At 35.3% G+C, this 16,471-nt stretch carries 13 protein-coding genes; 7 read left to right on the top strand and 6 right to left on the bottom strand.

The window, feature by feature from the left end; all coding sequences use genetic code 11:
- Positions 1–2,475 carry a M14 family metallopeptidase gene (locus tag ACFSTE_RS10215; RefSeq protein ID WP_378256484.1) on the bottom strand — a complete coding sequence of 825 codons (2,475 nt, stop codon included), beginning with the start codon at positions 2,473–2,475 and terminating at the stop codon, positions 1–3.
- A gap of 117 nt (positions 2,476–2,592) precedes the next feature.
- Here ACFSTE_RS10215 and bshC point away from each other — a divergent pair, with 117 nt between their 5' ends.
- On the top strand, positions 2,593–4,188 hold the full coding sequence (gene bshC / locus ACFSTE_RS10220) for a bacillithiol biosynthesis cysteine-adding enzyme BshC (protein WP_378256482.1): 1,596 nt from the start codon (positions 2,593–2,595) through the stop codon (positions 4,186–4,188).
- 48 nt (positions 4,189–4,236) lie between these two features.
- On the opposite strand, the gene ACFSTE_RS10225 is transcribed toward bshC, so the two are convergent.
- The 3 genes from ACFSTE_RS10225 to ACFSTE_RS10235 all read right to left on the bottom strand — a co-directional run bounded on the left by ACFSTE_RS10225 (position 4,237) and on the right by ACFSTE_RS10235 (position 6,111).
- Positions 4,237–4,938: a hypothetical protein gene (locus ACFSTE_RS10225; RefSeq protein ID WP_378256480.1), complete on the bottom strand. Its 702-nt coding sequence runs from the start codon at positions 4,936–4,938 to the stop codon at positions 4,237–4,239.
- A gap of 51 nt (positions 4,939–4,989) precedes the next feature.
- Entirely contained in the window at positions 4,990–5,193 is a 204-nt protein-coding gene (locus tag ACFSTE_RS10230) for a hypothetical protein (RefSeq protein ID WP_378256479.1), read from the bottom strand.
- Between the two features lie 189 nt (positions 5,194–5,382).
- A complete protein-coding gene (locus ACFSTE_RS10235; protein WP_378256477.1) occupies positions 5,383–6,111 on the bottom strand; it encodes a dienelactone hydrolase family protein in 729 nt (242 codons plus the stop codon).
- Positions 6,112–6,460: 349 nt separating this feature from the next.
- Here ACFSTE_RS10235 and guaA point away from each other — a divergent pair, with 349 nt between their 5' ends.
- From guaA to ACFSTE_RS10255, 4 genes are all read left to right on the top strand, one after another.
- Positions 6,461–7,990 carry a glutamine-hydrolyzing GMP synthase gene (gene guaA / locus ACFSTE_RS10240; protein ID WP_378256475.1) on the top strand — a complete coding sequence of 510 codons (1,530 nt, stop codon included), beginning with the start codon at positions 6,461–6,463 and terminating at the stop codon, positions 7,988–7,990.
- A 149-nt stretch (positions 7,991–8,139) separates the two neighbouring features.
- Positions 8,140–10,272, top strand: a complete 2,133-nt coding sequence (locus ACFSTE_RS10245) for a LysM peptidoglycan-binding domain-containing protein (protein WP_378256473.1) — start codon at positions 8,140–8,142, stop codon at positions 10,270–10,272.
- Between the two features lie 388 nt (positions 10,273–10,660).
- Entirely contained in the window at positions 10,661–11,194 is a 534-nt protein-coding gene (locus tag ACFSTE_RS10250) for a DUF922 domain-containing protein (protein WP_176029197.1), read from the top strand.
- A gap of 21 nt (positions 11,195–11,215) precedes the next feature.
- Positions 11,216–11,440: a DUF3820 family protein gene (locus ACFSTE_RS10255; protein ID WP_176029198.1), complete on the top strand. Its 225-nt coding sequence runs from the start codon at positions 11,216–11,218 to the stop codon at positions 11,438–11,440.
- Positions 11,441–11,525: 85 nt separating this feature from the next.
- On the opposite strand, the gene lysA is transcribed toward ACFSTE_RS10255, so the two are convergent.
- The gene (gene lysA / locus ACFSTE_RS10260; protein WP_176029199.1) at positions 11,526–12,755 is read right to left on the bottom strand and encodes a diaminopimelate decarboxylase; all 1,230 of its coding nucleotides are present in this window, start codon (positions 12,753–12,755) and stop codon (positions 11,526–11,528) included.
- A gap of 288 nt (positions 12,756–13,043) precedes the next feature.
- Between lysA and sucC the strand changes: the two genes are divergently transcribed.
- Positions 13,044–14,237 (top strand): ADP-forming succinate--CoA ligase subunit beta, encoded by a 1,194-nt coding sequence (gene sucC / locus ACFSTE_RS10265; RefSeq protein WP_176029200.1) that lies wholly within the window; start codon positions 13,044–13,046, stop codon positions 14,235–14,237.
- Between the two features lie 160 nt (positions 14,238–14,397).
- Positions 14,398–14,730: a hypothetical protein gene (locus tag ACFSTE_RS10270; RefSeq protein WP_176029201.1), complete on the top strand. Its 333-nt coding sequence runs from the start codon at positions 14,398–14,400 to the stop codon at positions 14,728–14,730.
- Between the two features lie 50 nt (positions 14,731–14,780).
- Here ACFSTE_RS10270 and ACFSTE_RS10275 read toward each other — a convergent pair whose 3' ends face one another.
- Complete coding sequence (locus ACFSTE_RS10275) at positions 14,781–16,394, bottom strand: class I SAM-dependent methyltransferase (protein ID WP_378256471.1); 1,614 nt, start codon at positions 16,392–16,394, stop codon at positions 14,781–14,783.
- Between the last annotated feature and the right edge of the window lie 77 nt (positions 16,395–16,471).

The raw sequence follows: 16,471 nt of genomic DNA on the forward strand, positions 1-16,471 counted from the left end.
TTAGATTCTGAATTTATGGTTATTGGTAAAAAAAACAGCATTGACGAAAAATAGTTTCCCATTTTCCCAAAATGATCTGAAAAGAGGATTGTCTACCATGTAAATAATACTACCATTTCCTAATCGGCACTCCCCAAAGACCAGAGAGTTTTTTAGACCGTTTAAAGCTTCTTTACCGGCAAACCCGGAAACGTTCTCTGGCGTTTTTATATAGGATACATTATATCCTTTTTGTAAGAGTTTATAGGAGTCTTTACCTAGTTTTAGACTAAAATAAGTGTCTGGGTAACCAAAAGCCATAGGGTGTGATGTATCTATTTTTGTTTTGAAAATGCTTCCTGTTATAAAATTAGTTACACTTTCTTTTTCTCTTTGGTCGTATGGAATTAAGTTTCCTAAAGTATCTTTTGATTTTTTAGCACTATGAGGTGTTAGATCATACCCTTTTTGGTTAGAGAAAATTTCCATAGCGTTAGAAATAGCAATTACTTTTCCTCCAGAAGCGATCCATTGTTGTAATTTCTCTTTTGTGTTTTTGTCAAAATATGCACCGTAATAACCATTGGGTAGTATTAAAATATCGTATTGACGAAGATCAGTTTGTTTAAAATAATCTGTATCAATAGCCGTAATAGGATAGTGGAGCTGTTGTTCAAAAAAATGCCAGATTTCTCCGTAGTTTAATGAAGAGGTGCGTTTTCCTTTTAAGACTGCAATTTTTGCTTTGTTAATTAGTTTTACATCCGGAGAGCCAAAGTCAACTCCTTGATTAGCGAAACTTGTTATTGCATTATGAAGTTTTCTTTGATGTTTGTTTGCCAAGGACGTAACTACCTCGTCATAGTTGCTAAGGTTTTTATTGTCGCTTTTCGTGATGATGAGGCTTCCTTTTTTAAAAAAAATGTTGTTATTCGTGAAGTCTTTTTCACTGAAACGCACTTTAATTCCATTTTGCAGTAAATCACTTAAGAAAGAAGCGTCTTGTAAGCTATTCCATTTGCTAATGTATCCCGCGGCTGATGGGGAAGGAGTATTGTGTATGGATGTCGTATTTTTAGGACTATGGGGAATAAGTGTAGTCGAAGCGACAGCATCTAAACCATAAGCATATGGGATGCTCCAGGCAGTAATATCATACGTCAGAGGGTTGGTGAGTAATGCATTGGGTTCGAAAAGAACCTTGATCATTTTTCCTTTGGGTTGATTCGTATTTACAACCAGAGCTCCTTTAGTATTAATGCTTCCTTGTTTATTGGTTGAATACAGGTACCCTTTGACCTTTTCTAATGTTGTATATCCGTATTCAATTTGGTGTTTGTCTAATAGTTTTGTTAATGATTTTAGTTTATCTTCAGCTCCATTAAGTACATAGCTTTTGTATTTTAATGAGGTATTGTCAAAGAATTTTCTAAATTCTTTATTGAGCTTGGAAGCATTTTTAGAAGATATCTCTACAGTAGATAAGCCGGTAGTCGTATGATGAAGTGCCCGATCTTTTAAGGTTAATATATACCCTTCGTCTGTTTGAATACCTAAGCCGGCTCTTCCGTGACCTGCTTGTTCATAGGTCATACCTATAGCCCCCATAAAGGTAGGGTAGGTGTCTCCATAGCTAGGATATAGAAGGTCAAAACGTTCCCGAGTAAAATAAAGCCAGCCTTCTTTATCAAAATAAGTAGCGTGATTCTGACCAATTTGTGTTTGGAATTCTCTTTGCCATGGAGAAATGATCTCATGAAATGGCTCTGCTGCAGGAGCAAAATAATATGGTTCGTTAATTCCCTGTTCATGAAAGTCAACATGTATATGAGGTAACCATTGATTATAGATAGCGAGACGCTGAGAGGATTCTACCTGTGAAGCCCATGCCCAATCGCGATTTAGGTCAAACAAATAGTGATTAGGTCTTCCTCCTGGCCAGGGTTCGTGATGTTCTGAAGCATCTTGATTTGTATTAAATGGAGTGCTCTTTACCTGATTATACCAATTAACATATCGGTCTCTTCCATCTGGATTTAAACAAGGATCTATAATAACTACAGTGTTCTGCAGCCATTCCTTTTTTTTAGTAATCAATTCATACAACGTAATCATCGCTGCTTCCGTACTGGAGGCTTCATTACCATGTACATTGTAGCTTAGCCAAACAATAGCGATTTCAGGAACTGTATAAGTATTGGAGTGTTCCGTGTTCTGTAAGTGACTTGTTCTTATTTTTTCCAGATTTTGGATGTTTTGCTCACTGGATATAACAGCATAAGTTAGCGGTCTTCGCTCATTGGTGGCACCATATGTGTGATATGTGACTAATGGAGAGTTGTTTGCCACGTACTCAAAGTAGTTGATGACATTAGCGTGGCGTGTAAATTGACTCCCTATTTCATATCCAAGAAAATCCTGTGGCGATTGTATCTTGTTCTGAGCGTAAGAAATACAAACAGAAACGACTAAGAAAAATGATAATATTTTTTTCATTAATAGAATTTTAGATCGGTAAAATACTGCCTTAAAATTAGGATATATTTTGTATTAACTAAATTTTAGGATTTGAAAATGTAATCTGCCGTATCTTTAGAACCCAAAAAAAAATTTATGCCTTGTACCAGTATTCCATTTAGAGATACCCATTACTTTTCTTCTTTTATTTGTGATTATTTAGATCAAAAACCCGAACTGAAAGCGTTTTATAATCGATTTCCGACGTTAGAAAACTTTGGGGATCAGATCGAAGAGAAGCAATATCGTTTTTCTGATGCGCATAGGGATATTCTGGCCACTGCACTAGAAAAACAGTATCATGGAGTTGTGACTTCTGAGGCAACTTTGCAGCATATAAAACTGTTAAGAGAAGGTAATACTTTTACGGTAACCACGGGACATCAACTGAACTTGTTTACAGGACCTTTGTATTTTTTGTATAAGATCTTATCTACGATTAATCTGTGTGAAACCTTAAAAAAGCAGTATCCTTCTTATAATTTTGTTCCTGTGTATTGGATGGCTACCGAGGATCATGATTTTGATGAGATTAATTATTTTAGACTTTTCGGAAAAAAAATCCAATGGAATAAAGAAGCAGGAGGTGCTGTAGGGAATTTTACTACTGAAGGTTTGGATGAGGTGTTGACGTTTTTTTCTGCTGAGATTGGAAAAGGAAAAAATGCAATGTACCTAAAAAATCTTTTCGAAGCAGCCTATATAAAACACGATACATTATCAGCTGCAACAAGGTATCTGGCAAATGAACTTTTTTCTTCTTATGGTCTCGTTATTGTTGATGGGGATGACAAAGCGTTAAAATCGATGTTTATCCCTTATGTAAAAAGAGAATTGGAAGAACAACTGTCTTATGAAACAGTTCTTCCTGTAGGGAGAAAATTAGTGGATCAAGGGTATAAAATGCAGGTAAATCCCAGGGAGATTAATCTGTTTTATTTGTCGGAAGGGGTGAGAGAAAGAATTGTAAAGGAAGATCATGTATATAGGGTATTCGGAACCTCTATTCGATGGAGTAAAGAAGATGTGCTTAAGCATGTAGAAGAGGCTCCCGAACGATTCAGTCCGAATGTAATCATGAGACCATTATATCAAGAGGTGATTTTGCCTAATTTATGTTATATAGGCGGAGGAGGGGAGTTGGCGTACTGGTTAGAATTAAAGCAGTATTTTGCCAAGGCAGATATTCCGTTCCCAATGTTGCTGCTTCGAAATTCAGTATTGGTTCAGACGACCAAACAAGCAGAGAAAATAAAAAAACTGTCGATGACTGATCAGGAACTTTTTCTGAAACAACATGAATTGATCAATAGGAAAGTTCGGCAGATATCGAATATAGATATAAACTTTGATGCGCAACGATTGATTTTGAAAGAACAGTTCAAGGAGATGTTAGAACTGGCAAAAGAAACAGATGTGTCTTTTGCTAATGCAGTAAGAGCACAAGAGACAAAACAATTAAAGGGATTGGATGTTTTGGAAAAACGATTGTTAAAAGCCCAGCGTAGAAAGTTGAGTGATCAGGTTGTACGTTTAACCAACTTGCAGAATGCGCTTTTCCCAGGATATGGACTTCAGGAAAGAACAGTTAATTTTTCTGAATTGTATCTGGAGTTTGGAGAAGAGTTAATAAAGGTGTTGAAAGAGACTCTTGATCCTTTGTTGGGAGAGTTCCTGGTTATAAAACAATAACTGCTGCCTTCTTAGAGCAGCAGTCAATATGTGATTTATTATAGAGCTTTATCCTTGTTTTTTAGGATAGATTAATTCTAATTTTTCTTTCCCCTGTTTAATGATTTCTTTTCCTTTGGCAATAGAAGCTTCCAGGGCTTTTAGTTTAGTAGCGACATTGTTTATCGTCGTTTCTTTTTCAGCAATAGCTTCTGGGGTTAAAGCTTCTTCTCCTGTAAGCTCTTTTGCTTTGGCTAATCTGTTTTTTGCGGCTGCAAGCTTTTCTTTTCCAGAAGTAAGCGTAGCATAGCTCTGTTTTAGTTGTTCTTTTTTTTGAGACAATATCGTCTTGACATCTGCGATATGTGCTAACCCTAGCGCTTTTCCCGACAGTCCTTCTTTGCTTTTTCTTGTGATTTCTTCTTTAGAAGCATTAACCTTATCTTTTATGGCTGCCGTTTTATTGGCAGCGTCGTTGATTTTTGTATCGGTTTGCTCTTTGATTTTGTTAATTTTTTCTGAAGCAGCATTCCCAGCTTCATTTATTTTGCTTTCAGCAGCATTTTTAACGTTTTCAGTTTTGGTAGTAAGCTCTTTTGTTTTCTCAGATATCTTCTCTTGGGTATCGGTGATTGCCTTTTTTTCTGCTTCCGTTGCTTTTTTAGTAATTTTCTGAGTGGCTTCTATTGTTTTTTCCTGTGCTTGGATTGACAGACTGTTTAGTATAAAAAAACATCCCGAGAATAGGACTATTGATTTAGTGAACTTCATAATTAATGATATTTTTTAGATGTATTTTAATTGGTGTGGAATAAGAAAGCTTTAGATGCTGTCCAGGTCTTTTAAAACATTTTCAAGTTCTTCTGTTTTAGATAAGATGTCATTAGATACTTCATTTAGCTCTTTCTCTATAGCTTCTACCTTTTCGATAGCAGCTTTCGTTTCTTGTTCTTCTTTTTTCTTGTCAGCACAAGAGATTAATCCGATTAAAATAACAATCAGGGATAATTTGATGAATAATTTCATTTGTTAATCAATTAGTTAGTGAGTAATAAAGTTACGCTTTTATATTGTATTGTAGAAGGAGAAGAGCGCAAAAAACGTACTGAAATGAGCAAAAGAAAAAAGGGTGTGGGGTACCCTTTTTTCTTTTGTGGTTTTTTGTGCAATAAGCAAAGATGTTATTGTGTCGAAACTTGCCTCTGATAGCATGTGTTACCAAATAGTGTTCTGTAACCATGGGATGCTTGAGTTTAAATCTTTGATATAATCAGCAGGTGTTATGTGTTTTTCTGTTTCAACTTCTGTAAAAAGAATGTTACATCCTTTGGATTTTGCATCGATAATATTTTTTCTCGCTTTTGAGATCGGAAAGAATTTGTCTTTAGTTCCCTGGATAACATGTATTGGAGTCGAAAGTTTATTTTTGAATTTAAAATTAGAAGCCATTATGATTAAGGCAGAGAATGTTGTATCGTTGTTCTTGATTAAGTTAATGGCTTCCATAGCTCCTCTACTATATCCGATTAATACAATTTTTTGAGGGTCTACGGATAAGTTTTGAGTAGCAGTGGCGATAAAGTCTTTGATGATTTGTTCCAATTTAGCAGCAGAATGACTTTTCCAGGAGATAGAGGGGCTAAAAATGATTCCGTTAGCATTTTCTAAAGCAGGAGTAATTAAGCTATTTTTAAAATCAGTAAACTTTTTATTTCCTACCCAACCTGGCAAAACGATAAATAAAGGGACTTTTTTGTCAGAAGAGGAAGCAGTGATGTTAAGATCATATTTTCCTTCATATTTCTTGTGGAATTCGGCGATTTTATAAGTAATCGCATCAGAATCATTTGCTTGGATTGTATAGCTTAAGCTTAATAAAATGATTAAAGCAATGAAGAATTTGTTATTGTTATTGAATCCGAAATTTGAAATTTGATAAAACATGATATTAATTTTTGAGGCGTTGTTTGATACAAATATATTATGGGTAACAGCTTCCCAAAGAGGATTCTCGTTTATTGGAAAACCACTGTCGGTGAATGGAATGTTTTTGTAGGTGAGTGTTTTTAACGATATGAAAACCTTAACATAAATAACTTTTTAGAACCTGAAACAAGTCTGTTATTTGTCTCTGAAAGCGTCAGATTTTTGTTTTTTTAAGAAAAGAGGGAAAAATAGCTGATTTTTACTACTGTAAGTTATGAGGAATTATGAAGCGCTGATAAGGTTAAATAAAGTGTAAAAAATATCGGTTTAAGATTTCAGAATTTTTAATTTAATTTTATTTTTGCCTATGCAAAACAACGTACTTATTTTAGATTTTGGATCGCAGTATACTCAGTTAATTGCGAGAAGAGTTAGAGAGTTAAATATTTATTGTGAAATCCACCCATATCACAAAATTCCGGAGAATGTTTCCGAATTTAAAGCAGTAATTTTATCCGGTTCTCCGTTTTCAGTTAGAAGTGAAGATGCACCACACCCTGATTTGTCAGAAATTAGAGGTAAAAAGCCATTATTAGCGGTTTGTTACGGAGCGCAATATCTAGCGCATTTTAGTGGAGGAAAAGTAGCGCCTTCTGCTACGAGAGAATACGGTAGAGCAAATCTTTCTTTTGTAAAAGAAGATGAGTTGTTTTTCGAAAAAATATCCATAGGTTCTCAGGTGTGGATGAGTCATAGTGATACAATTAAGGAGTTGCCAACCGGAGCCGTTAGACTGGCGAGTACAGCAGATGTAGAAAATGCAGCTTATAGAATAGATGGAGAAGAAACTTATGCAATTCAGTTTCATCCCGAGGTGTATCACTCTACAGATGGAAAGCAGTTGCTGGAGAATTTTCTGATAAAAATAGCTTCTGTAACACCAAATTGGACTCCGGATTCTTTTGTGGATACTACTGTTGCCGGTTTAAAGGAGGAATTAGGAGATGATAAAGTAGTATTAGGACTAAGTGGAGGAGTAGATTCTACAGTTGCTGCAATTTTGTTGCACAAGGCAATAGGGAGTAATTTACATTGTATATTTGTTAATAACGGTTTGCTTAGAAAAGACGAATTTTCTTCGGTATTAAAGCAATACGAAGGAATGGGGTTGAATGTAAAAGGAGTAGATGCTTCGGCACGTTTTTTGGATGCATTGGCAGGAGAAAGTGACCCGGAAGGAAAAAGGAAAATTATAGGACGTGTGTTTATAGAGGTGTTTGATGATGAATCAAACCAGATAACAGACGCAAAATGGTTAGCACAAGGGACCATTTATCCAGATGTTATAGAATCTGTTTCTGTAAATGGACCGTCAGTAACGATAAAATCACATCATAATGTAGGTGGATTACCTGACTTTATGAAATTAAAAGTTGTAGAGCCTTTGAGAATGCTGTTTAAAGATGAGGTGAGAAGAGTTGGAGCTTCTATGGGAATAGATAAAGAGTTGTTGGGAAGACATCCTTTTCCAGGACCGGGATTAGCGATACGTATCTTAGGAGATATTACCGCAGAGAAAGTTCGGATTTTACAGGAAGTAGATGCAATATTTATCAATGGTTTAAAAGAGCATGGATTGTACGACAAGGTATGGCAAGCAGGAGCGATTTTATTGCCGGTGAATAGTGTAGGAGTTATGGGAGATGAAAGAACCTATGAAAAATGTGTAGCACTTAGAGCGGTAGAAAGTACAGATGGAATGACTGCTGATTGGGTTAATCTGCCTTATGAGTTTCTGCAAAAAACATCAAATGATATAATAAATAAGGTCAAGGGCGTTAATAGAGTAGTCTATGATATTAGTTCAAAACCACCTGCGACGATTGAGTGGGAATAATATAATATTGAGTAAATTACCTCGATACAAATGTATGAGGCGTCATAAGAAATGAATTTTAATTCCGAGGGGAGTTTCGGAGTGTTTAGATCTCGATGATCGAGTAAAAAATCAAGATTAATATAAAAGTTTTTTAAATATACAGGGGAATGAATAAAGTGTTGATGTTCGTATTGTTGTTGTTTGTTACTAGTGTTGGATTGGCACAGCAATACAAAAGTCATAAGGTAGCCAAAGGAGAGAATGTGTACCGCATAGCAAAGCGATATAATGTAACTCCAGAGGTGATTTATAAGGTAAACCCGACGGCTAAAGATGGTATAAAAGAAGGTGAAATTCTGGCAATACCCGTAGCAAATGATAAGGAATATAAAACACATTTGGTAGAAGAAGGAGATACTGTTTACAGTATTTCTAAAAAATATGGGATTACCCCCGAAGAGATCTATAAACTAAATCCTGAAGCCAGAGATGGAATTAATATCGATCAAATCCTGAAAGTAGGGATTGTTTCTACAGAAAAAACAGGAATAGATACAGGAGATAAAACAACGGTATCTGTTCCTGTAACAGAAGAAACAGGACGTACACCTGTTAGTTTTAGAACGCATAAGGTCAAGAAAAAAGAAACATTGACAGGGATTGCAAAAGCATATTCGGTGACTATCGATGAGATAAAGAAACACAATAAGCGATTGTATTCAGAAGGGATTCGAAAAAAAGATAAACTTAGAATTCCTGTATATGAATCTGTAGCTGCTGGAACAGATGAAGGAGGAACCCCAGTAGGAACAGTTTCTCAGGTGACTACTTATGTTGTAAAGCCTAAGGATACTAAATTTGGGATAGCTAGAAAACACGGAATCACTATAGAGGAGCTAGAGCAGTTGAACCCGGAAATGGATCCGGATTTTCCTATAGGGATGGAAATTAAAGTTCCGACATCTGTTTTTGTAGAATATGGAGATGTATTAGAAGAAGGTTTTGAATTGTATAAGATTCAGCCAAAAGAGACAATGTTTAGTCTGGTGAGACGTCTGGATATTTCTTCTGATTCTTTGATGAAAATGAATCCGTATATAAAAGATGGATTAAAAGCTGGTATGGTGATAACCATTCCAAAACAAAATATAAAAGATTCCTTGTCTTTTGATTATGCCGAAGGAAAGACAATTAACTTAGAACGTAAGTTGTTTAACTTTAAACAAAAGAAAATAGGAGTAATGCTTCCTTTTAGTTTGGAAAGTATTGATATTAATACCCGAAGCAAGACAGAAGAATATCTGAAAAGAAAGCAAAGCCTGAGAGTGGCTCTGGATTTCTATAGTGGGATTCTGATAGCAGTGGATTCAGCTAAAACCAGAGGGATTTCTACAGAACTTAGTGTTTTTGATACAGAGAAAGATAATAATGTAAAGGGAATCAAAGAGATTATGGTAGAAGCGAATTTTGATGAGATGGATGCAGTTATAGGGCCATTGTATCAAAGCAATGTAGAGCTCGTTACAGCAGAGTTAAAGAAATATGACGTGCCTGTTTTTTCGCCCGCTTCTAAGAAAGAGTCTAAGTTATATGGAAACTTTTTTCAAACCAGACCTAGTAAAGAATTGCTAGAAGATAAGTTGATATCGTATGTAGAAAAAGACTCTACAGATAAGAATATTATTATCATTGTGCAAAGAGGAACAAAGCATGAAGCGTTGAAAAATAAATTAATTGCTAAATTTCCTAATGCAAAGATTGCTAAAATTCAAAAAGGGAACTATCTTTATGAAGTTGATTTAGCGAGAATTCTGGATGCTAAAAAGCCAAATTGGGTGTTTTTAGAGTCTAATGATGTAGCGATGATTAGTAATGTGATTCCGTTATTGAATGCGAAGGCAGAAAGCCATAAAGTGACACTGTTTACTACAGAAAAGAACAAGGCTTTCGATAATGATAATATTAAGAATGAACAATTGTCAAAAATGCATTTGCATTACCCTTCTATTGATAAGGAATACGATGTAGAGGAGATGAAGCTTCCTTTTGTAGAGCGATACAAAAAGAAATATGGAGTGGCACCTAATAAGTTTGCGGTAAGAGGGTTTGATATTGCTTATGATATTTTGATGAGATTGGGAACAGCAGATGATTTATATCATGCAGCAACATTCGAAGGAACTACGGAATATGTGGAGAATAAGTTTAATTATGCAAAAAAACTCTTAGGAGGATATTATAACAAAGCATCTTATATCATCAAGTTTGATGATGATTTGAAACTTACAGTAGTTGAATAATTCAGTATAATGATTATGATTTTTTAGGGGCTTACCTAAAAAGAACGTATTTTAGATTGAATAAAAATACGTTTTCTTAAAATTTAATAATGATAAAATAGATTTTTTTTTTATTATTATTGTCGAAACAAATTCAAAGGAATGTTATCAATATTTCATAGCATGGAATTGGTATGGAAGTTGATAGGAGTATTATGACAATAATTGTAGAGTAACGTTTTTTAAAACATTTAGATTATTGAAGAGCAGACTGATGTGCGGTCGTACTGCGAAATAAGGAAAAGAAGCATATCTAAAAAAAGTTGATCAATGCCTAGCCCCGTGTTGATTTGTTGTTTAGATAAATGAAGGGAAATTGTGATTTTAGCAGGGCATAATTGTTGTTATTATGAATAAATTCTTAGCTGTTATTTTATTTTTGGTTTTTCCAAATGATGGTTATGTCGAAAAATTCTCATATGCAGAAAAGAGTAAGTTAGATTGGAGTGACTTTAGGGGAGAGCCGGACTGGAACAGTGATTTTGATGCGGTGGTGATTACGGGGATAACGTATCAGTGGTCTTATGGAAAAGATGAAGGTGAGATAGCTTTGGATTATAAGGTAGATAGTTTCTGTTATCCTTCTCAATCTTGGGCAAAGATTGGGCAGCGAACAGACTACTTATTAAATCATGAACAATTACATTTTGATATATCAGAACTACACGCTAGAATTCTTCGCAAAAGATTAAAAGATTACAAGCCTGGAAAAAATATTCGTAGAGATCTTAATAAAATGTATAAACTCGTAGAGCGTATGCGTACCAATATGCAGGAGCAATACGATATTGAAACAGAGCATTCCAAAAATAAAGAAGCACAAAAGAGATGGGAAGAAAAGGTGAAGACGCTAATATGGTACTATAGAGCGTACGAAAAATAATTTTCTTCAGAACTACCCTGTATGACTTTAGAACCGCAAAAAGAATTCCTGCTTAAATTGGCAAAAGCAAAAATGCCTTTCGGGAAGTATAAAGATAGATATTTGATAGATCTTCCAGAGTATTACATTGTTTGGTATAGAAATAAAGGATTGCCCAAAGGGACTCTGGGGAAACAATTAGAGACTGTGTATGAATTGAAGTTAAATGGGCTAGAGCATTTAGTGCGTAACCTTATGAAGATGTGATCTCTTAGAAAAAAGATAATAGAATAAAAAAAAACCTGATATAGATTATCAGGTTTTTTTGTTAGTTCGTTAAGAAAAACAACTGTTATGCTTTTTCTGTTTCTTTAGAAAAAATATCTGTAGTAACTTGGTTGTGTAGTAAGTCTTCAAAAGTTTCTCTTTTTCGTATTAAATGTGCTTTTTTATTATGCCATAGTACTTCTGCTGGTCTGTATCTGGAATTGTAGTTGCTGGCCATAGAGAAGCAGTAGGCACCGGCATTTTTAAAAGCAATAATATCTCCTTCTGTAATCTCATTAATTCTTCTGTTGGTAGCAAAGGTGTCTGTCTCGCAGATGTATCCTACCACAGAATAAAAACGTTCTTTTCCAGTAGGATTGGAAACGTTTATTATTTCGTGATGAGCGTTGTAAAACATAGGTCTTATCAGGTGATTGAATCCGCTGTCAATTCCTGCAAAAACAGTAGAGGTAGTTTGCTTAACTACATTGACTTTGGCTAGGAAGTACCCTGATTCGCTCACTAAGAATTTACCAGGTTCGAATCCAAGAGTTAATTGTTTTCCGTATTCTTTGCAGAAATCATTAAAACGCTTTGATAGCTTCTCACCGAATATTTCGATATTAGTTTCGATATCCCCTTCTTTATAAGGAACCTTGAAACCGCTACCAAAATCTATAAAATCTAAATCTTTGAAATGCTTGGCCGTGTCAAATAAAATTTCACTGGCATATAAAAATACATCTACATCCAGAATGTCACTACCCGTGTGCATATGAACTCCGTTGATTTTCATTCCTGTGTTTTCTACAATTCGGAGTATGTGAGGAATCTGGTGAATTGAAATGCCAAATTTGCTATCGATATGTCCTACAGAAATTTTACTGTTTCCTCCAGCCATTACGTGAGGATTGATTCGGATGCAAACAGGTATGTTAGGGTGTTTTGTTCCGAATTGCTCAAGGATAGAAAGATTATCTATGTTAATCTGAACTCCCATAGCAGCAACTTCTTCAATCTCTTCGAGAGAAACCCCATTAGGCGTAAATACAATGTCTTTGGGAGCAACACCAGCCAATAACCCTAACCTTACTTCTTGAATGGAAACCGTATCAAGTCCGGCACCAAGAGATTTCATAAGCTTAAGGATGGAAAGGTTAGAAAGTGCTTTTACAGCATAATTCAGTTTTACCTGTTTGACCTTTTTAAAAGCATTGAAAAGACGATTGTACTGTGATGTGATCTTTGAGGAGTCATAAACGTAAACAGGACTCCCATGTTCTTTTGCGATTGCTAATAAATCTGTGTTCTCCATTTTACTTAATAATTTAAGGTTGCAAAATTATCAATTCTAGTTTAGAAAATAACGATAGAAATAGAAAATAATATATAAAATATAGAAGAAGGCTTTAAGAAAGGAAGGAGTTCTTTGTCTGTTTTTTGAGCTATCGTAATTGTGGTTACGGAATAAAAACAGCAGGAAGGTTTTAGGATATTGAAGCTTGTATATGAAGAACCCGCTTTTTTAATCGAAAAGATTGGGACAGTAATTTCACTTTTCCTATTTTTGAAACTCCTATTTTAAAAGGTTAAAAATAATATTATGAACTTACACGAATATCAGGGTAAAGAGATATTAAGCAGCTTTGGCGTACGTATTCAGCGCGGAATTGTTGCCCACAATGCGAATGAGGCAGTAGCCGCTGCGAAACAACTAACAGCTGAGACTGGTACAGGATGGCATGTTATAAAAGCACAGGTGCACGCTGGTGGACGAGGAAAAGGAGGCGGTGTAAAACTGGCTAAGAATCTTCAGGAAGTAGAAGAAATCGCAGGACAGATTATAGGAATGAACTTAGTAACTCCTCAAACTTCTGCAGAAGGTAAAAAAGTACATCAGGTATTAATCGCTGAAGATGTATATTATCCAGGAGATAGTGAGCCAGAAGAATACTATATGTCGGTATTGCTTAATCGTGCTACAGGACGTAACATGATTATGTATTCTACAGAAGGAGGAATGGATATCGAAACAGTAGCAGAAGAAACACCGCATCTGATTTTTACAGAAGAGATTGATCCTGCGGTAGGATTGCTTCCATTTCAGGCAAGACGTGTAGCTTTTAACTTAGGATTAAGCGGAGCAGCCTTTAAAGAAATGACGAAATTCGTATTTGCACTATATACAGCATATGTAAAATCAGATTCTTCTTTATTTGAGATTAATCCGGTATTAAAAACCAGTGATGATAAAATCATGGCGGTTGATGCTAAGGTGACATTAGATGATAATGCATTGTATCGTCATAAAGATTATGCAGAAATGCGTGACATCAGAGAAGAAAATCCTGTAGAGGTAGAGGCAAAGTCTGTAGGATTGAATTATGTGGACCTTGATGGAAATGTTGGGTGTATGGTAAATGGAGCAGGATTGGCAATGGCAACTATGGACCTGATCAAGCAAGCAGGAGGAGAGCCGGCGAACTTCCTTGATGTAGGAGGAACTGCTGATGCAAAACGAGTAGAGGAAGCGTTTAGATTAATTCTTAAAGATGAGAACGTAAAAGCAATCCTAATCAATATTTTTGGAGGAATCGTTCGTTGTGACAGAGTAGCACAGGGAGTGGTTGATGCATACAAGAATATGGGAGATGATATAAACGTACCAATTATTGTGCGACTACAAGGAACAAATGCTGATATAGCAAAAGAACTTATTGATAATAGTGGATTGGATGTGCAAAGTGCTGTACAATTCCAGGAAGCAGCAGATAAAGTACAAGCTGTATTAGCGTAAGTATTCAATAGGTACTTAAATACGATAAAAAATGCCTTTCAGGTTTTTCTGAAAGGCATTTTTTGTTTGTTAATGCAGTGTTAAATATGAAATTAAGTGTAACAAAACGCTTTTTAGTGTCGTCTTATAAGCATCAATTAAATAATAAAAACGAATAATTATGAAAAACTTAAAAGTAGTATTAGTAGCCTTTGCGTTAGTAGTTAGTGGAGTGATGAGTGCATCAACTGTACCAGGAAAAGATAAGAGAAGTGTTAGTGCGGAAATAGGAGAACTATTAAAGAGCCCATCTTTTAAAATTAAGCAAGATATTAAGGCAGAAGTAACCTTTACATTAAATAAAGATAAAGAGATTGTGGTTCTTTCTGTTGACACAAAAGATGAAAAGATAGTTGATTTTATAAAAGCACGATTGAACTATAAAAAAGTAAGTGGAGTACTTCCTTTAGGATATGATGAATATATAGTACCTGTTCGTCTTAAGAAAGAATAGGTGTTCGAACAATAATCTATAAAAGTCCGGTCTAATCAACCGGACTTTTTTTATGCTCCTAGAATATAGTGGATGCTTACTGTGGCAATTTCTGAATCAGGAAATCTGTGGAAGTGTTTTTCGTCACTTCGTAGCCCTATTTCATTAATTACTTTTAGGAAAGAATCGATTTCCAGAATATATTGATCAGAAAATCCATGTGTTGCATCATAAGCAGTTGCAACTGTTTTTCCGATATTTTTTGAAGCTATCTTAGGAGGAATCGTGTGTAATTCGATAACAATTAAACCATATTGAGCAATGTAGGGGCGCCATTTATTAAAATGTTCCTTTAAGTTTTTTTCTACTTCGTTGTTAGGGAGTAAGGCTCCTCTATAAGCAAATGCGCCGGTAGAACTGCTAGGGGTGTTTAATTTAGTAGCGGGCATTGGAGGATTCCAGATTCTGTTGTGATCTAAAAAAGTTCTTACAGAAAGAAGGTCTTTTAAAGAAATGTTGTATTCTTCTTTCAGATCTTTTGCTAATGCTTTAGGATCACTAATATCTCCCCAGATGACTTTGGCCCAAATATCTGCTTGTATAAGATTGGCTCTGGTCACTTTTAATGCAGTTTTGTTGTAGTCGGCACCGACCAAGAATAAAGGATAATCATCCAGCATTTTTCCTCGTAGTGTTTTGGATTCGATAACTTCAAACAGATGAATTAAAAAGGCTCCGTTTCCGCATCCCATGTCCAGAATTCCTTTGGGTTGTTCTTCTATAGGTTTGTTAAATAAGCTGATGATGATTTCATCTATTTTTTTGAAATAAGCAGCATGCGCTCCTCCACTGCCCCAAACATTCATTTCTCTGTCTACATGAGACTCCTCTGTCTGCGAGGCAGTATTCCAGAGTATGGAAGGGTTACCAAATAGTAACTCTTCAGTTTGACGGAACATAGGAATGTAAGAAACGGTTACTCCGTAGGCTGTAGCTCTTTTAGCAAAGAATAGACCTTTAGGGGTGAAGGTGTATTTTCTGTTTTGACGTTTGAACCATCCTAATTGGCTTAAAAAAGATAATATAACATCAAAATGCTCAGGAGCACTGTGGTATTCATCTGCACTGAAAGATGCTTCCATAAAATATTTGTGAAACATACCTCCCATACCGAGATGAACAGTAGTAGGACCAATTAGAATCCCTTCTATGTGTTTTATAATTTGATGTTGTATACTGAGAGTTTGTTTATCGGTAGTGTCAGTAATGTCGAATTTTTGTTCATATTGCTCGAAAAGTGCTTTTAATTTTAAAAAAGGTTTTTCTTCGAATTTTCTTCGGTGAAACTTTCCGGAATATTCTAATAAGGAAACTACATCTTTATATAGGTAGAAATGAGAAAAAGCAATCTCAGAATGCTCGTTTAGGGCAATGAAGATATCATTTTCCTTAATTGAATAAGTAAGCCACCCTTGGGAGCTAATCACACGAAGTGCTACATTGAGATAGCCTTTGTTGGCTTTGAAAGCGATAGAAAGATCGCTGATAGATGTTTTTTTGTATTGTAATAGATGTGTGGTAATGCCGTTTTTAAAAAGTGCATAGGCAATAGGAGCAACAGCAATTCCATCTAAGTGCCGGAATAATTCTTCTCTGAATATTTCTTTTTCTTGTTTAGTAAGCATGGGTACCTTAGTTGAGTGAGCGGGTTGTATACTAAAATGTCTTTCTCTTCTAAGGTAAGAATTATTTTGTTTTTTAA

Origin of the sequence: Aquimarina hainanensis, from assembly GCF_042684685.1 — a bacterium.
Lineage (GTDB): Bacteria > Bacteroidota > Bacteroidia > Flavobacteriales > Flavobacteriaceae > Aquimarina > Aquimarina hainanensis.

Coding starts and splice junctions, on each gene's coding strand:
- lysA (WP_176029199.1), bottom strand. CDS start 12,755: ATGGAGAACACAGATTTATTAGCAATCGCAAAAGAACATGGGAGTCCT.
- guaA (WP_378256475.1), top strand. CDS start 6,461: ATGCAAAACAACGTACTTATTTTAGATTTTGGATCGCAGTATACTCAG.
- sucC (WP_176029200.1), top strand. CDS start 13,044: ATGAACTTACACGAATATCAGGGTAAAGAGATATTAAGCAGCTTTGGC.
- ACFSTE_RS10230 (WP_378256479.1), bottom strand. CDS start 5,193: ATGAAATTATTCATCAAATTATCCCTGATTGTTATTTTAATCGGATTA.
- ACFSTE_RS10275 (WP_378256471.1), bottom strand. CDS start 16,394: ATGCTTACTAAACAAGAAAAAGAAATATTCAGAGAAGAATTATTCCGG.
- ACFSTE_RS10250 (WP_176029197.1), top strand. CDS start 10,661: ATGAATAAATTCTTAGCTGTTATTTTATTTTTGGTTTTTCCAAATGAT.
- ACFSTE_RS10270 (WP_176029201.1), top strand. CDS start 14,398: ATGAAAAACTTAAAAGTAGTATTAGTAGCCTTTGCGTTAGTAGTTAGT.
- ACFSTE_RS10215 (WP_378256484.1), bottom strand. CDS start 2,475: ATGAAAAAAATATTATCATTTTTCTTAGTCGTTTCTGTTTGTATTTCT.
- ACFSTE_RS10235 (WP_378256477.1), bottom strand. CDS start 6,111: ATGTTTTATCAAATTTCAAATTTCGGATTCAATAACAATAACAAATTC.
- bshC (WP_378256482.1), top strand. CDS start 2,593: ATGCCTTGTACCAGTATTCCATTTAGAGATACCCATTACTTTTCTTCT.
- ACFSTE_RS10225 (WP_378256480.1), bottom strand. CDS start 4,938: ATGAAGTTCACTAAATCAATAGTCCTATTCTCGGGATGTTTTTTTATA.
- ACFSTE_RS10255 (WP_176029198.1), top strand. CDS start 11,216: ATGACTTTAGAACCGCAAAAAGAATTCCTGCTTAAATTGGCAAAAGCA.
- ACFSTE_RS10245 (WP_378256473.1), top strand. CDS start 8,140: ATGAATAAAGTGTTGATGTTCGTATTGTTGTTGTTTGTTACTAGTGTT.